General features: G+C 51.7%; 12 protein-coding genes. 4 read left to right on the plus strand and 8 right to left on the minus strand.

What is annotated here, in order from left to right:
• Nucleotides 1-60 precede the first annotated feature (60 nt).
• The 4 genes from HNQ92_RS23540 to avs2 all read right to left on the minus strand — a co-directional run bounded on the left by HNQ92_RS23540 (nucleotide 61) and on the right by avs2 (nucleotide 7,948).
• A complete protein-coding gene (locus HNQ92_RS23540) occupies nucleotides 61-348 on the minus strand; it encodes a DUF4134 domain-containing protein (RefSeq protein WP_246440733.1) in 288 nt (95 codons plus the stop codon).
• Nucleotides 349-472: 124 nt separating this feature from the next.
• Entirely contained in the window at nucleotides 473-970 is a 498-nt protein-coding gene (locus tag HNQ92_RS23545) for a hypothetical protein (protein ID WP_184178018.1), read from the minus strand.
• A 1,099-nt stretch (nucleotides 971-2,069) separates the two neighbouring features.
• Entirely contained in the window at nucleotides 2,070-3,158 is a 1,089-nt protein-coding gene (locus HNQ92_RS23550; RefSeq protein ID WP_184178020.1) for an MBL fold metallo-hydrolase, read from the minus strand.
• Nucleotides 3,159-3,163: 5 nt separating this feature from the next.
• Complete coding sequence (avs2, locus tag HNQ92_RS23555; protein WP_184178022.1) at nucleotides 3,164-7,948, minus strand: AVAST type 2 anti-phage system protein Avs2; 4,785 nt, start codon at nucleotides 7,946-7,948, stop codon at nucleotides 3,164-3,166.
• A 528-nt stretch (nucleotides 7,949-8,476) separates the two neighbouring features.
• Here avs2 and HNQ92_RS23560 point away from each other — a divergent pair.
• The 4 genes from HNQ92_RS23560 to HNQ92_RS23575 all read left to right on the plus strand — a co-directional run bounded on the left by HNQ92_RS23560 (nucleotide 8,477) and on the right by HNQ92_RS23575 (nucleotide 11,535).
• Nucleotides 8,477-8,779, plus strand: coding sequence for a SymE family type I addiction module toxin (locus tag HNQ92_RS23560; RefSeq protein ID WP_184178024.1), 303 nt, complete (start codon nucleotides 8,477-8,479; stop codon nucleotides 8,777-8,779).
• A 1,106-nt stretch (nucleotides 8,780-9,885) separates the two neighbouring features.
• The gene (locus HNQ92_RS29090; protein ID WP_184178026.1) at nucleotides 9,886-10,263 is read left to right on the plus strand and encodes a two-component regulator propeller domain-containing protein; all 378 of its coding nucleotides are present in this window, start codon (nucleotides 9,886-9,888) and stop codon (nucleotides 10,261-10,263) included.
• Nucleotides 10,264-11,013: 750 nt separating this feature from the next.
• Complete coding sequence (locus HNQ92_RS23570; RefSeq protein WP_184178028.1) at nucleotides 11,014-11,247, plus strand: hypothetical protein; 234 nt, start codon at nucleotides 11,014-11,016, stop codon at nucleotides 11,245-11,247.
• A gap of 144 nt (nucleotides 11,248-11,391) precedes the next feature.
• Entirely contained in the window at nucleotides 11,392-11,535 is a 144-nt protein-coding gene (locus HNQ92_RS23575) for a type II toxin-antitoxin system HigB family toxin (protein ID WP_184178030.1), read from the plus strand.
• A gap of 241 nt (nucleotides 11,536-11,776) precedes the next feature.
• Here the strand turns inward: HNQ92_RS23575 and HNQ92_RS28990 are convergent, their stop codons facing one another.
• From HNQ92_RS28990 to HNQ92_RS23590, 4 genes are all read right to left on the minus strand, one after another.
• Nucleotides 11,777-11,902, minus strand: coding sequence for a hypothetical protein (locus HNQ92_RS28990; protein ID WP_281380780.1), 126 nt, complete (start codon nucleotides 11,900-11,902; stop codon nucleotides 11,777-11,779).
• Nucleotides 11,903-12,033: 131 nt separating this feature from the next.
• Nucleotides 12,034-13,488: a dicarboxylate/amino acid:cation symporter gene (locus HNQ92_RS23580; protein WP_184178032.1), complete on the minus strand. Its 1,455-nt coding sequence runs from the start codon at nucleotides 13,486-13,488 to the stop codon at nucleotides 12,034-12,036.
• 155 nt (nucleotides 13,489-13,643) lie between these two features.
• Nucleotides 13,644-14,912, minus strand: a complete 1,269-nt coding sequence (locus tag HNQ92_RS23585) for a cation:proton antiporter (RefSeq protein ID WP_184178034.1) — start codon at nucleotides 14,910-14,912, stop codon at nucleotides 13,644-13,646.
• 523 nt (nucleotides 14,913-15,435) lie between these two features.
• Nucleotides 15,436-15,671 (minus strand): amino acid permease C-terminal domain-containing protein (locus tag HNQ92_RS23590; RefSeq protein ID WP_281380781.1); only part of this gene is annotated, 236 nt, incomplete at its 5' end.

The following is a 15,671-nucleotide window of genomic DNA, read 5'->3' on the forward strand; positions in this document are numbered from 1 at the left end:
GCTGGAAGAGGCCTCCCAAGTGCCCTTCTTTCGCCGCCGCCTGCCTGGTTTCTTGGGGCATTAGAGCCCGAAGAACGATTTCAGGACCGTGGCTACCACGATCAGGAATATGCAGCTGCCAAACCAGGCGGCCGCCACTTTGCTGGTGTCCTGGTCCCCCGCGTTCCATTTCTGGAAGACTTTTACCGCCCCCACCAACCCCAGCACCGCGCCGATGGCATACATGAGGTTGGTGCCGGGCTCAAAGTAGGAGCGTACCTGGGAGTCGGCTTCGTTGATGCCGGCGGCCACGTCCTGGGCCCGGGCCCCGAACCGTGCGAGGAGGGCCAGCACACCGGCCAGCGCCATGCCCCGCTGGGAGGTTTGATGGATTTGCTTTGTTTTCATAGCCTTGTTCGATCTACTTCGGATGATTTTTCGTGCATGTTTCGACAGGAACTTCCCGGGGGAAGCCCTGCCGGATCCGGTCCCATCAGTTCACCTGTTCCCACATCTGAGCCACTACCTCTGCCTCCAGGTGGATGCGGCCGTATTTCGCGCACTCGGTCTCGATGAGGTGGTTGATCGCGTGGCGGAAGGAGGTGCCCACCAGGCCCGGATACTCTTTCAGAGTCAGCTCGATCAGGAGGATCAGTTCCTGACGATCATACGCTTTTTCGTGGGCTTCGGCGATGGCTTGCCGGAGGTAAGCGGCCAGTTCTTCCACCTGTAGGAGGGTCTCCTCCCGTGGGTCGCCACCCGGTGCCGCCGCCAGGGACGACGCGATAACCGGCCCGTTTTCCACCCCGGCCCCCTCGGTTGGTACCGGCGGGGCGGCGGTACCCGCATCGGTCGGGGCCCGGCCGCGGGTACCGGCCCAGAAAACCTTGAGCTCCTGCCGGTAGAACCAGTAAACGATCAATCCGTAGTATCCCACGAGCAGCGGAATGACCAGTTTCAGGTACCCGCTCCAGAATTCCGTTGCTTCCATCCCCGCTTCCTTTTGGCTTCTCCTTTTTTAAACTTGTGTTGGCAAAGTAAAAGGGAAGCTGCTCACCCCAAAAGGGCCAAAATGGGTGCCCCCCAGCGGCACTCCCTTTTAAATCACTGCAAATGCCTGGTAGTTAGCGCATTAAAAGTGTAAAAAAATACAAAAATGGAAAATTCGGGTTAAGGGAGCGAAAAAGTGGCCCCGTTCGTTTTGGGTAACTAGTTGATTACGAGCGGAGGGGTGGACGGTCGGTAGTACGCTAGCCCGTAAAATAATGGATACTGGAAAGCGTGTGGCCTTTGCGTGGCCTGGTTTAGGGGAGGATTTTCGGCGGTAGCAACTATACGTTCCTCGCCCGCGACGGTCACCATCGGTAAAAGGAGGGGGATTGATCGGTCTGACAATGGGGGACCCTGTATTGGTGGCGCGACGAGGGAGCGTTCGGTTTCCGCCTATTCAGGGGGAAGACGAGTCCCTCCGCCTGAGTGATTGATCCGTTTCAACCGCCTCGACCCGCTGATTGTAGCGGTAAATTAGTCCCAACTTTCCCTTCCTGAGTGGCGGTGATCAGCAGGGTATGAACCACGTGCCAGGTGGAAAAAGTAAGATAGTAGGTCGGCCTGACTGTCTACCAATTGTGGTAATCGCGAACCCGATCCACCCAAAATTTCTGTATGTGGCGGAGGAACTGGTTGCGGTATTCCAGCTTCAGGGTTTCCAAGGCTAAAGGGCATCCACGGAGACTTGACCTAAGCCGGGCTCCCCGCGATGGTTCTTACACCCGCGCGGGCAAAGGGCCAATCATTCACCGAACGGTCTCAGGATCGCCGCACCTCAGTTCCCCTGACCTTCCTCCCTCCGCCACGTGGTGCCGGAAATCGAAGGTGTAGTGCTGCCGCGGGCGGTTGAGAACCACCAGCGCCGTGGAAATGCTGCCATTGGCGGGGCCTCGGTTGGCTTAAACGAATTTGAGAGCGTGGTACCAGGGGAGACGTGCGGGTGGCAGGCCGGCCCTGGTTCTTGTAGGGATGCTGCAAGGCGTTGTTAGAAATGCGACCGTTAGCCTGGATACGTACAACGGGCATCATTGTTGCTTTATCTAACAATGCACTTCCAAACATTTTGAAGCAGAAAAGCTCATTTTGAAGCGTAAGCTCTTAAAAATTGCGCTGCCATCCACATCAAAAATACTACGAAGCGTAGCATTATCATGGGTAAACAGGAATGCATACTCACTATGCTCAGGTCTATGCTGGTTTTTCAGAATTCGCACCAGGCATTCCTTGGTAGGGAGCTGATGCTTGTTGTCACCGCTGGCACAAAAGACATAAGTATTACAGCGAATCAAGCTGTATAATGCACTGCTGTTATTTCCACAGCTGCCATGATGCGAAACCTTCACCAAGTCAACTTCCAAGGGATGGTCCGCCGAATATCCTAAATCTCTTAGGGCGTCCATAATCGTGCTGGGCAACGCATCGGCCAACCAAAGCACTTTTTTCTTTTCCTGCTCAATAAGCACGGCGATACTGCTGCCGTTTTCTATAGAAGTATCTTCGGTGAACGCATCCAAAACAAAGCTATCCACCTTTTGGTGGTAGTCGCTGGCTTTGGATGCTGTTGGCTCGCTGATGGCTGTCAACTCATGATAATCCAAAGCCCGAAGGCTTGTATTTCTATACTTTTCTCTCAATTGTTGTAGAGCCCTAGCCGTGGGCGAAAGGACGGTAACTTTTAGTCCGGCAGGCCCTGTCGTCGTATGCAGTTGCACCATATCCATCTGGGGAAGGTGTCCAGTACGGACAAGGTAGGAAGTGAGCTGCTCGCCCTTGGCAAAACTTTTGGCTTCGCTGATGGCATTAATACACTTTCTCAACCCTGCGTTCTTGACTTGCACATGGGGATGATTGTACCACCATTTTGAAACAATATCTTCGGCTTCGCCCTTTTCTATGGCCTTGAGGTAAGCGATAATTCCACCAATGTGGTCATCGTGAATGTGTGAGATCACCCAAATATCAATCTGGCCTCCAGCCGCACCGATGGTTTTAACTTCATCCGCGAGAATATCCCGGTAAGTCCTTTCGTAACCGGCATCTAAGAATAGATAATGTACGTTACCGTCGTCACCTTCGTAGCTGATGCTTGCCGCATCGCCGCACTCAACTTGGTAAAACCGAACGCGCATGGTGTTTACTCCCTTTTAGTAATGAATAAGTTACCCATAACTTTGTTTTCGCTAATTTGATACACGCCGCTAATAGCGCTATATTGATCGTTCTCAGAGTTAGACAACCCAGTGGTAGCAATCTTTTCGCCTTCTAGCGACCAAAAAATATCAAAATTGCTTCGTTCAAGAAAAATGAAAAGCTCTTTCTTCCTCATCAAAATCCCACGGCCGTTAATGTGGGTCACTATCATCTGACCCATGCTATTTTTAAAACTACCATCTTCCGGGGCGTATTGTAGTCCCATGCCTTCGAAGAGGATTTTCGAAGGCATGTCGTAGTGAAAATGGGCCCCGGATTTATCTCCGCTCATTTCGCCGACCGCTTCCTGCGTGGTAACGCTCACTTTATGCGTAGAAGCAGGAATCGCTTCCCAGGTCTTCCGTTGCTTGGCCTCTAGCCTGGCGGTAGGCGACCAGTAATTTTCTCGGTTGAATAGGCTCGCATTCGTTCTTTGGGTCTCCGGCATATGTATGTCAGAAAAATCCTTGCCGGAGAGCCATTCCGTTATTTTCTTCGTGTTGCCTTTGCGGACGAGGTAAGCATTGATCAGGTACCGGATTGCTTTACGAGGACGGTTGTGCCGGTCCTGTCCAATTCCTTTGGGTTCCTCCCACGTTGTGCTCATTTTCAAATAAACCCAGGCTTCCCCATGTTCATCCTGGCGAAGAATGATATTTTCGGGCGCAGGTAAATCCTTTTTGTTGTTCACCCATTGGGAAGGGGCTTGATTCCAATAAGCGTATTCTGTATCAAAATACCAGCCTTTTTGGAGGGGAACGCGCGTACTGCTCCCTGCCTCGTCGACTTTTCCTTCGGGATTTTTGATCGTGAAGATGGGATCGATGTCCCTTAAGTACTGTTGCCAAGGCCCTTGGTAAAACGAGTATTGGGCACGGGAGTTCCATCTGTCTTCCTTGTAATAATAGTTGTCCCCCAGCCGGGCTAAAATTTCGTGCAACGCTATCCATTGGTACTTTTTGCCGATTCGTTCAATTTTATTTCCGTGGGCGGCGAAGTGATCACTATGGCGCTCTGCCAGACTGTCATACTCATAATGCTTTTCAATCGCGTAGCCTAGTTCAAAGGCACGTTGAACGATCCAATACTTGATCGGCGCGTATTCTAATGAATCCTGCGGGTATTTTTTATCCGCATGTTTCGCTTGGAGAAAAGGTAGGAACTTTTGGTTTATCTCCGCGATTTCTTCAGCATCAAATAACTCTACCAGAGAGCGGAGATAGCGCTGATTATCATGGTCTAACTCAATAATCCTATCCTCAATAGCTTTGCCTGCAAGCACTTTTGTGCCACCTGCTTTTCTTGCTTCCAACAAGGCTTTTAGCTTAACATGGGCTACAATGATTCGCATCCTATATTTTCTCTCCCCTTTCAGCGTCTTTTGAAAATCTTTGAAGCGTGATTCCGTGGTAAAGCTTACGGGGGCAAAGTTCCTTACCGCACTTTCAACCGTATAACGGCCAAAATCCCAAGTGATCGTGGAAAAGTATATCTGTCCATCAATTCGGTTCTTTTCCTTTTCTCCCCTGCTATCCGTAGCAATGGACTTATTTTGGTACTGCCTCACCTCCTCATCGGAAGGCAATACAGTGGGAAATTCGCTTTGGTAGGGCGGGCGTACCACCGCCATATCCATGGATGTTGCCCGTCCTTTATAGTGAGCATACTCCACAATATTCCTGGCGTAATCGCGCAGCAATACGTGAACAGGTGGGTTGCCGTCCTTAAACGTGCTGGTATAGATGTACGAGGCTATCTGCTCCAGCTTGGTATCGGTACTGGTACGAAGCGCGCAGCCATAGGCTACGGCATACAGCCTTTCCGCAATATAGGCGTCATCAATGTTAATAAAAGCCTGCATGATCCTAATCAGCGCATCGGGTTGCTCCTCCAATAGGTTAACCATCGCTTTCGTCGTCTGATCACGAAGCTGTCTATCGGTGCTGGAAAGAAGCCAGGCTAAGGTTTGTCCTGCCAATCGCGCCGTCTCGGAGTCAATGGAAGCAGAAACACCTTTTTGCCAAGCCCAATCGATGAGTCTTCGGATTGGGAAAGCGTTTCTATCCTCGCCGTAGTGACAAAAATGATGCATATGCACTTGCCAAAAGCCATCGCGCTCCGGCATGGAGTATTGATTCATAAATTTGAAGAGCCGATCACTGTTGAAAGGGTGTGCGTGCACAGTGGTCAACTCGACCAATCGCAATAGGTATGAGTCGTCATCAAGGCTGCATTGGTCGCTTCGTAGCCAAGCCGTAATCTTCTTGTCATCAATGTGTGAGGGGAGCCGCCATTTCAGACTATCCCACAAGCACCGCGTCAGGCAGTCCCCAACATCGTCGTGGTGCGGGTCATCGGTTAAGCCAAAGGCCCAATCACATGCCTCCACTATCTCCAGCTCGTATTTTTCGGGCAAACGAACAGCCATGGCATCCAGAATACCGCTGTTTGACCACGAATAACCCTCGAGTAATTGACCCAGTTGGCCGTCTTTCTGGAAGGCTTGCCTGACCTGGGCCGTAGTGGTGTACTCACCCAGCAATTGTTCCGTAATAAAAAAGTCTCCCAAGCGCTCAAAGGCAAAATAGAGCATCTCGAATTCTGTCTCAGTTCGGTAATCCGTCTGCGTGGTTTGGATCAATAGGTACTCGTGGATCAGGTCATTCAACAGATGAGGATAGCGATCGAACCGTTCTTGGAATAGCGTATCAGCTTCCTCAATCGTGAGCATTCGTGGCCCTTCTTTCTCAAAGCAGGCTTTCGCCACAGCCTGTATTGCCTCGCGAACGATGTGCTTCCGGTTCGTATAATCTTCTCTTTTCTCGGCTAACTTCTCATAAACCGCATCCACATAATGATTGAATACGTTGGTGACTCCCTGGAAACCTTGCGGAAATACCTTTTTACCAGAGGCTTTCATTCCTTGGCAAAGCAGTTGTAAAAAGAGGGGATTGGTAAATTCAGGGGCCAGCATCGGAAAGTTTGGCGTCTGCAATCCGTAGTGCTCACAGAATAACCGGAGTGCCGCATATTCATTTCCTTGGAAACCCGCATGAACTCGGTAGGTAATTGGTCCATCCTTTTGCAGGTTCTTTGGAATGATGGCATTGAAATAGGTAGTTCGTACACTCAGTACCAAGCCAACAAAAGGAAAGGACTTTACTTCTTCAATAAAGCCTGCTAACGCATCTTTCCAAAGCGCTCGGCCCGGCCCTTCATTAAGTGCGTCAATCATGATTAGTACCCTTGACCCCTGCTGTCTGCCGATGCTATTGAGGGAGGTCAATAACTCATACTGGGTGCATGTTAAGCCAAGCTGGTTCAGAATGTTTTGCCAGATGGTTTGGCCGCGTTGAAAAAGTTGTCCTAGAAATAATAGCGTTGCGACTCCTGCCTTCGTGGCCTCATTCGCCATATCACCCAGCAGGTGGGATTTCCCGCTTCCGGGCTCCCCTTTGATCAGGAGGACTGGTGAATTAGCGAGCGTAAAGGATATTTCCCTTAACGCTCCCTGGAGCGCCGAGAGGGCACGTTCCGTTTCTCGCAACCACTGTAGCTCGCTTTCGTACGGTTCTCGTTCTTTCCCGTGATTATGCCTTTTTCCCTCTCCTAGCTCGCTTTTCCTTTGTCGTTCCTGCCTTCTCAGTTCATACAGTTCACTTTGCTTTTCATCAAGGTGCTTTTCCAAAGTGTTCAGCCCCTCACATATTGGAGCCAAGTCAATGGGTTTATCCGCTTCCCATTGAATAGCAGAAACCCAAGCAATGGTCGATTGCCTGAGTGCGCCATGTTCATCAGCAATCTCAGCGAGAAGCCCCTTCTTTTTATCATGGCTTGAGTTGCTACGTTGTAACCAACTATCAATGCACCTCAATAGCCGACGCTTAAACGTATCATTTCTCGCCGCGTCGTGAAAATTAGAGACGATTGGCAATCGCAAATTCAATTGTTCGCTAAAGCGTGGACCAAGATTTTTGATCATGTTCGCACTGTGCTTTGCAAAAAAATCCGGCGTCAAACCGTACTCCCCGATATACGAGAAGGGAATGTTGGGTAGAAAGGCCGCTGTAAGTAGTTCGTTGATAGCTTCAATGTACTGGCAATAGATGATTTTTTGCGCTTCCCGGAAGCGGGTAAAAAGGCCGAAGAGATAGAGTTTATTATAGCTCTCTAAAAAAACACCGCTGCCTGAAAAGCCATCTACCTTGGATTCAGCGCTAGTGTCGGTGGTAAAGTCATCCGTCAAACGCAACTGAAATGTGCTTTGGCCCGCCATTTCCTGCATAAATTCAGGCTTCGTCAATACGAGTTCTTGGCCTTTGGTGGCGCTTGGGAAGCCTTTCAAGGCAAAAGTGGTGATTGAGTGCCGCTCTTTGATAGCCTGCACTTCTGGCAAGAAACCAGTTATTGCTTCTACCTGAACCTTTTCAAGTTTGATTACGGCCACATCTTTTGCAGTTGTTTTTGAAACCAGGTCGTGACTGACTGCAACGTGTATTGATTGATAGCTCGCAAGTGCAGGATTAAACAAACTAATCAATACTTCAGGCCTCGGGCGTTCGAACGTTTCTTGATCCTCGTACAGGCAGTGCGCTGCGGTAAGTAGATAAATAGAATCGATTAGGAGAGGGCTGCTAAACAGTATTCCACTGCTGATCGGCAAACGAGTATCGGACTCTTCTACCCGGACGGCTAAGCGGCTTAATAGGTAATCATTCTCTGGGCTCATTCTAAACTTGGTATCAGTAGATATAGTACCAATAAGAAAATTTTTGCTACGTAAAACAAATTTGCTGGCTTTAACTTATACAGTTCAACGTTAGTGGATTGGATTGCCAATTCAACGGAAAGTTCTGAATCTTATCAAACCCTCCACCATTAAATTGTCTTGTGACCATTTGTTTTTAAGGCGGGTGTATCGTTTTCCGGCTGTGTAGGCTGATTGCCTTTGGGTCTACGCAGCCTCGGCAGGTCGTTTGGCCGGTACTCCCGCCGGGTAAGGCCGGAAAGGCCCGCCCTTCATGGGGCCGCGGCGCGCCCCGTTGGCCGTAGCGCTATGACCCTGACCCGACACGGCTTTCGAAAGGTACGTGGCAGAAACGACACCCGCCAGGGTGGCCGATCGGCCATCCCTGGCTAAAAATCTCCACCCTCCGGGTTGTATTTTTAGCCGGGCAAACCCTGGCCCGTGTCGTTTCTGCCACGAGGGGAGGCTGCCAGCCCTGCACGGAGCAGGGTCTCTTAACCAGTTACGAACATGGAAGCATTTCAAACCAGCCGCCTGGAACTTCCTTCGGGCGCAATCCTCTACATTGTTCGGGAGTACACCGAGGGTACGTATGTACGCACTTGCTACCAGTTGGAAAGCAAAAATCCGCTCCCTTTCCAGCTAAGCAGAAAACTGCAATCTAAGGCCGAAAAACGCGTTAAGGCCTACCAAGGTCTGGTCTTTAATCCGGCGCTGCTGTTGAGCGGTTCCTGGATGGCAAAGGCGGGTTTCCGGGTAGGGGACCAGGTCACCGTGACCGTCGATGATGGGCTTATTATCATTACACACTAGTCGGTTCACCGGCCGGGGGCTGTCCGCTCCCGGCTTTTCTTTGCACGACCCGGGCTATGTACTTTATGCGCGTTGGGTATCCTCCGCTACGTGCATAACCGGCCTATCCCCAGCCGGTTCAACCAGGCTACTTTAGCTTTATGAATGATCAAAATAACCGGCTAATGCAGGTGGCGGGTACCGTAGCCCGCTGCTACGGAGGTTAATTTCCTGCGACAGACCTTCCCGCTTCATACGGGCCATCTCAATACACATTTTATCCAATCCGTGCGGGCAATGTTTGGCCACCCGGAAGTAATAATCACCATGGAAGCGGTGGAGCCACAACCGGCTATTTGCCAGAATCTTCCTGAAAATGGAGGACCACCGGAAACCATGAAGTTCTTTAAGGTGGATTCGAAGCTAACTCTTTCCGATCTGGCTACCGAAATGCACGATAAGCCCCAAGGAATCTAGTTCGAAACGGATATTTTGATTCATGCTCTTATGGAATAGGACAACGCCTGCATGGAGTCCTGCTCGCGGCCGCTTCAAGGTGGAGCTGCTCGAAGACGGTGCTTTTGAAAACAGGCAGGATGCCCAGATAGAAATCTTTGACAGGGTCGCCTGGACAGGGTTGCCTTAGCAGTACCTTGAGATGTACTACAAGACCAAAAGGAGGCATTCTGCTTTTGCTTACCAGAGCCCAATGAACTATGAAAAGAACTCGTAATTTTATAAACAATAAGTTCGTTTACTTCCGTCATTTTCGACATACCTCATATCCTAGCAGGAAGATTTACCCTACCCCTGCTTTCCCTCCCGGAGAAGACTCCTTACTGCTTTTTTTCGTAGCCAGTTAATAGCCCGATTTTCCATTTGGGAGCTACTATACCTGCGGACAGCCTAAGGATCAATCCGCCTTAAACCCCAAATGCATGAGCGCAAGGCTTCTAATCTTGTTCTGGTTGGCCGTTGGATGCGGCTGCCGACCTCAAAATAGCACCCCTGCTAAAACGTTTCAGCAAAAACGAAGCCGGATAATCGATCTACCTCCGTCAGCCGGTAAGGCTGTCTTGCGAATCCTGCCCAGCGACGAGGGTGTCGTCGTCATCACCCGAAACGGCGTGTTCCCCTATCATGACGGCGTTTGGCGTAGTGACTCCATGCGGGTACCGGTAGAGCAAGCCGTCTACGACCCAAGCGGAACGCTTTGGCTTTCCAACTCCAAAAACCTATTTACTACGGATAACCGGCAAGTGATCGATTTATCGGCCCTCGCCGACCCGGTCACCCAATTCTTTTGGGATTTAGAAAACCAACTTTATGCTGCCACGACCGACGGGTTATACTGGATGGCTGACACCTGGCAGCCAATCACCCCCCTAAAAGGAAGGCTTATCCACGCACTAGTCCAGGACGCCGATAGTACCCTGTGGGTTGCCACCTCTGACGGTCTCTGGCAACGAAAAAAAAGCAATGGATCAACCTGGACGAAACGCTGATGGCGGTTGGTAATGAGCGCTATTACCATTCCCTGGCCCTAAACACAACGGGGGATGCGCTGTACTACGGTGCCCCCCATTCCATCGGGGTGATCCGCCAAAACGGGCAACACGAGGCTTGGAGCGGTGCACACGGACTCCCCTATGGGCCAGCAAGTGTCATGCGACTGATTGATGAGGAACTGTGGATCGGTACGACCGAGGGGGTCATTCAAAAAGACACGGCCTGGGTGTAAAAAAGGGCAGATCCAAGCCTTTTAGAGTTTTGACGATCCAAGTTCCCGGGGTCGTCGCGTGGTAACGGCTTTCCCTTTATAGCGGATTAAAATGGCCTTGTTGCCTGGGTCCTGGTTCGTCAGTATAACGCTACTTACTAAACCCCATATCGTACTTTAAAGGGTCCGTATTTGTACGAAGTTTATATTGATCTATGCCGAACGGACATGTCCCTAAGGCGGATTGAGGTTATAAGCCGCTTTTTTAGAGCCATACTACCAAGCATTCACAGATTAAAACTATGTGATTTCAAACGTATATAGTACAACATCAAAAAGAATCCAGGAAAACCACCTGACGATTTTAAAAAATTGACAGACGAAAAAAGCCTTCTACAAAAAGGAGAATTGACGGTAATTGCAACTCAAATACCAGTGGGTTGAAAGAAGAAGTTGAGTTAGGACGCGGACAAGCAATGGCTATTTATGCTTCACGCAAGGACACCGCCCTGTTGTCGTCACTGGGAGAGGACGCATGACGCTATCGGACGACGAATTTTTTATCCGGAAGGCTTTCGAGGCCGATCCGGCCCAGGGATACGAACGGCTCTTTAAGCGGTACGGCCCCCTCTACCACCACGCGGCCCGCGATGTGTACTTATGGCGCAGGCCGAACACCTCGGGAGCGATATTCTGTGCCTCGTCTGACAAAAAAAACCTCTGCCGGCGGGTTTCCTCAGCTACCTTACTTAGCATTATTGGACAATAGCGCTTTGGAAAGTGGCTGGGGAGAAATGTTGGCTTCTTTTTTAGGGAGGAATTTTCAGCCCAAGCAGGAACTCATGAAATTCGATAATTTTTCTCGAGTTTTGTTAAGATTGCTACTACTAGTTGTTCAATATTATGCCCGAAAATGATTTTGACTTATTGCCGGGCGTATCCAAAAGTAGTCAACGCATTAAAGGAGTGGTATAGTGAAATGATCATTGCCGAAAAGGGTAGCTTTCAGGAAGAGAAAACCAACTATCCCAATGCCAGCCTGGTGGGTGTCGATTGAGTTATTTTGACTATATACGATAAAATAGCCGTAAAGTCTGTTCAGTACAAGAAAAAAAGCCCAGCAGGGCCTTTATGGTATTCGCTTTGTGCCTTACCCCTAGAACCCTTGCCCAACAGATTCCTTAAGGTCACTGCTGTGGCATTTTCCCCATCGATGGGCGGGTGGACAGGGCTCTTTCCGCAGAGAAACGGACCCCTTTGGGCTGCCATTTTAGCCATAAAGAACTCTTTTGGGGTTTTCATTTCTTGGGCCGAATGAGGAGCAAAATGGGTGTACTCAGCGACCCAATCTTTCCTTTGTCGCTATACGGCATGAGCACCACGTGCGTCAGGAATAGCCGCCGGAGCTCATTCTTACCCTCCATCTTCTTCGCCTGCTCCTTTAACGTCGGTACAGCGCTTCGTCTTTCCAGTCCCCGCCTTAGACCCATAGGCCACGCCAAGCTACACGCGAAAAGGCGCTCCTGTACGCGCAGTTTGCGTACCGAAAACCCATTTACAAAAAAGTGTTTGATCCGGAGGGGTAGCTGAGCGGCTTAGGCTCATCAGGTTCGAGCAGCTGCGCTACTACATCTTCTTCAGGTACCTGGTCCGAACGCTGCATTTTGACATCGTCCAGCTCCCCTTCCCAACGCGCCACCACGGCCGTAGCTAGGCAGTTGCCGATCACGTTCACGGAGGTGCGGGCCATGTCCATGAGCTCGTCGATGCCCATGATCAGCAGCACGGGCCATTCGGGCAGGTTAAAGTTGGCCACCGCTCCGAGCAGAATTACCAGCGTAGCCCGGGGAATACCCGCCACGCCCTTGCTGGTAAGCATCAGCAGAAACACCATCGCCAGCTGCTGACTGAGCGGAAAATCGTGCCCCGTCGCCTGGGCCACAAAGATGGTCGCCAGGGCCAGGTAGAGCGTGGAACCGTCGAGGTTGAAGCTGTAGCCCGTAGGCATCACAAAGGACACGATCTGGCGCGGCACGCCAAATTTCTCCATCTTCTCCATGGCCTTGGGCAGGGCCGATTCGGAACTGGTAGTGGCAAAGGCGATCGAGACCGGCTCGGCGATGGTTTTGGCAAATTTGAGCAGCGGGATGCGGGCGAAGAGCGCCACCGGCACCAACACCAGCCCCAGAAAAGCCAGCAGCGCGCAGTAGAGCGTGGCCAGCAGCATGGCCAGGTTGCGCAGCACGTCGATACCCATGTGTCCCACCGTCTCGGCGATGGCCGCTCCGACTCCAATGGGCGCAAAGAGCATGACGATCTTGGTAAATTTGAACATCACCTCGGCCAGGTTCTCGATGCCTCCTACCAGCTTCTGCTTCCGGTCGTGGGGCAACATAGCCAGGCTCACCCCAAAAATAACGCTGAACACGACGATTTGCAGCACCTCTCCGTTGTAGATGGATTTGGCGATGTTTTCCGGAAAGGCGTGGGTGATAATGGCCTGCCAGCTTTGGGGAGCCACCGTGGGGAGCTCACTCTCCAGGGTAGTGGGTGGAATGATGCCCTCGCCCGGCTTGAACCAATTGGCAAAAAAGAGGCCGATGAACAGGGCGATGGTGGTCACGGCCTCGAAGTACAGCAGCGATTTCCAGCCCATACGGCCCACTTGTTTGAGATCGGAGTGACCGGCAATGCCCGCCACCAGGGTGGCAAAAAGCAGCGGCGCAATGATCGTTTTGATCATTTGCAGGAAAATTTTCCGTAAAAACGTGAGCTGGGTAGCCAGGGCGGGGAAATCATAGCCGACCTCGGTGCCGATGAGCATCGCGACCAGGATGGAGGTGGTCAGATTCTGCCGCAGTAGCGCGTACGCCAGCAGGCCCGTCAGGGCCAGCCAGCGCAATCCCAGCAGCAAGGAGCCGGGCAGCGCGATCAGGTATTCGTTCAGGACCATGGCCAGCAAAGCCGCCGTGATCAGCCCCCCGTTGAGGAGGATCAGTTTTTTCTTCATGTCGTTTCTTTGTCCTGCTTTTTTCTTTCTTGTAAAGGGTAAACCTAAAAAAAAGCGATGAACAAAAAGTCATCGTGAGCCCTTATTTTTTAAGGAAAGGGGCTCTTGTTTAGCCAACGGCACCGCTTCCTGCTCACTCCCGCGCCCCCCGTTGGCTAGGGGGTCTGGGGGTCTTGGACTTCTTCCTGGTGGCTCATGCCCGCGGTCAGCTTTCCAATGGTAAGTCCCTGGACCAGGATGGAGAACAGGACTACGAAATAGGTGATGGCCAACAGCTGGTCCCGGTGCAATCCGGGATCAATGGACAGGGCCAGGGCAATGGAAACGCCACCGCGCAATCCTCCCCACACCAGAATGGTGATGGATTTGCGGCCAAAACGCGTGCGAAAGGGGATGAACTGAATTGGCAGGTAAATGGAGATAAAGCGGGCCAGTAAGACCACCGCCACGGTGACCAGTCCCACCCAGCCGTATTGGCTCAAGTCCGGAATCAGGAGCAACTCAAAGCCAATGATCAGGAACAGCAGGGCGTTCAGGATCTCGTCGATGAGCTCCCAGAACTTGTCGATATAGTCCCGCTCGGTCTCCGAAATACCGCCCAGGCTCTTGCCGTAATTGCCCATGACCAGACCCGCTCCAACCATCGCCAGGGGCCCTGACATGTGGAGAGCCTGGGCCGCCAGGTGCCCTCCCATGACGACGGCCAGCGTAATGAGTACGTGTACGTTGTACCCATCCACGCGGTAAATCATTTGTGAGCCGATGAACCCCAGGAGCAGACCCAGGGCGATGCCCCCCAGAGCCTCTTTGACCAGCAGCAGGGAAATGCCACTGAAGGAGGTATTGACTGCTTCGCCCCGGGCCAGGGCCAGCATGATGATGAAGACGACTACCGCCATGCCGTCGTTGAACAGGGATTCTCCCGCAATTTTGGTTTCCAGGGATTTGGGAACCCCCGCCTGTTTGAGAATACCCAGGACGGCAATGGGATCGGTCGGCGAAATGAGTGCCCCAAAAACCAGGCATTGAATCAGGGGAAGCGGTAGCCCCAGCCAGGGCAGGAGGTAGAACATCAGCAAGCCAATGACAAAAGTGGAAATAACCACGCTGATGGTAGAAAACAGGATGATGGGTAGGCGCTGCTCCCTAAGATCTTCCAGGTGGATGTGAATGGCCCCGGCAAACAGTAGAAAATTGAGCATGGCCCCCATAAGGATTTCCGTCAGGTCAATGCTGGCGATCAGGGAGGTAATTCGGTGGAAGGTCCTGGGAAAAATCTGGTCGGTCGCGATCAGGCCCAGGGAGACGATCAGCGCAATAACCATGATGCCAATGGAGGCTGGGAGTTTCAGATACCGGGCGTTTAAGTAGGAAAAAACGGCGGAAAGCACGATAAGGGCTGAGAAGGAATAATATAGCTCCATGGGATTAAAGGGCGTTTAGTAAAGCAGTATATACCATTAACTTGATTGGATCCGGGCAGGCAGTGCGGTCTATTGATCAGGCTCAATTTCGATTCCTTTCAACGCCCGATTCTCCGATTTCCCCGGCAGCAACCGGGTTCCGTCCTCGCACCCGGTTGGCTGGCCCGTACGGCAGCGGACGGGAATTCCTGACCCACCGCGGCTAAGCTGTCTTTCGGCCTGTGACCCTTCCAGCGGTGCGTTTCATCCTTGACGGGGTACTCCGGCCAATTCAAACGTTTATTCCGTCGGAAGGAGGGAGACCGAGTTGGCTCAGGGAGAAATGATGTCTCCCGCGGCATGGCTCTGGCTTGGTGCCTGGGTTGGACGAGAAACTCACTTCCCTGGGGATTGACGGAGGCCCTTTGCATTCGATTCCTTCCCGTGGAAGGCCCCCTTCGGGCTTTATTGGGCACTGTTAACGGGATGGGGCAGCACTACATGCGGGGTGGCTACCGCCCGGTTTCGCCTACCTCCTTGCCCTTTATTGTTCCCGAATTTTGCTGTGTTTTTTCCCATAAAAGAAATAAATAGCCAGCCCCAGCAAGAGCCAAACGGCCAGTCGGTACCAGCTTTCGATGGGGAGTGAGTACATTAGGTACAAGCAAACCACGATCCCCGCCAGGGGAACGAAAGGTACCAGCGGTGCTTTGAAAGAACGGGGCAGGTGGGGCATCTTGACGCGCATCATCCAAACGCCCGCGCACACCAAACAGAAGG

Source organism: Rhabdobacter roseus (assembly GCF_014202275.1).
Lineage (GTDB): Bacteria > Bacteroidota > Bacteroidia > Cytophagales > Spirosomataceae > Rhabdobacter > Rhabdobacter roseus.

What these genes read in the sequence shown, in the direction of transcription:
- avs2 (WP_184178022.1), bottom strand. Translation starts at nt 7,948, where the DNA reads ATGAGCCCAGAGAATGATTACCTATTAAGCCGCTTAGCCGTCCGGGTA.
- HNQ92_RS23550 (WP_184178020.1), bottom strand. Translation starts at nt 3,158, where the DNA reads ATGCGCGTTCGGTTTTACCAAGTTGAGTGCGGCGATGCGGCAAGCATC.
- HNQ92_RS23585 (WP_184178034.1), bottom strand. Translation starts at nt 14,912, where the DNA reads ATGGAGCTATATTATTCCTTCTCAGCCCTTATCGTGCTTTCCGCCGTT.
- HNQ92_RS23545 (WP_184178018.1), bottom strand. Translation starts at nt 970, where the DNA reads ATGGAAGCAACGGAATTCTGGAGCGGGTACCTGAAACTGGTCATTCCG.
- HNQ92_RS23580 (WP_184178032.1), bottom strand. Translation starts at nt 13,488, where the DNA reads ATGAAGAAAAAACTGATCCTCCTCAACGGGGGGCTGATCACGGCGGCT.
- HNQ92_RS23540 (WP_246440733.1), bottom strand. Translation starts at nt 348, where the DNA reads ATGGCGCTGGCCGGTGTGCTGGCCCTCCTCGCACGGTTCGGGGCCCGG.
- HNQ92_RS23560 (WP_184178024.1), top strand. Translation starts at nt 8,477, where the DNA reads ATGGAAGCATTTCAAACCAGCCGCCTGGAACTTCCTTCGGGCGCAATC.
- HNQ92_RS28990 (WP_281380780.1), bottom strand. Translation starts at nt 11,902, where the DNA reads ATGGAGGGTAAGAATGAGCTCCGGCGGCTATTCCTGACGCACGTGGTG.
- HNQ92_RS23570 (WP_184178028.1), top strand. Translation starts at nt 11,014, where the DNA reads ATGACGCTATCGGACGACGAATTTTTTATCCGGAAGGCTTTCGAGGCC.
- HNQ92_RS23575 (WP_184178030.1), top strand. Translation starts at nt 11,392, where the DNA reads ATGATTTTGACTTATTGCCGGGCGTATCCAAAAGTAGTCAACGCATTA.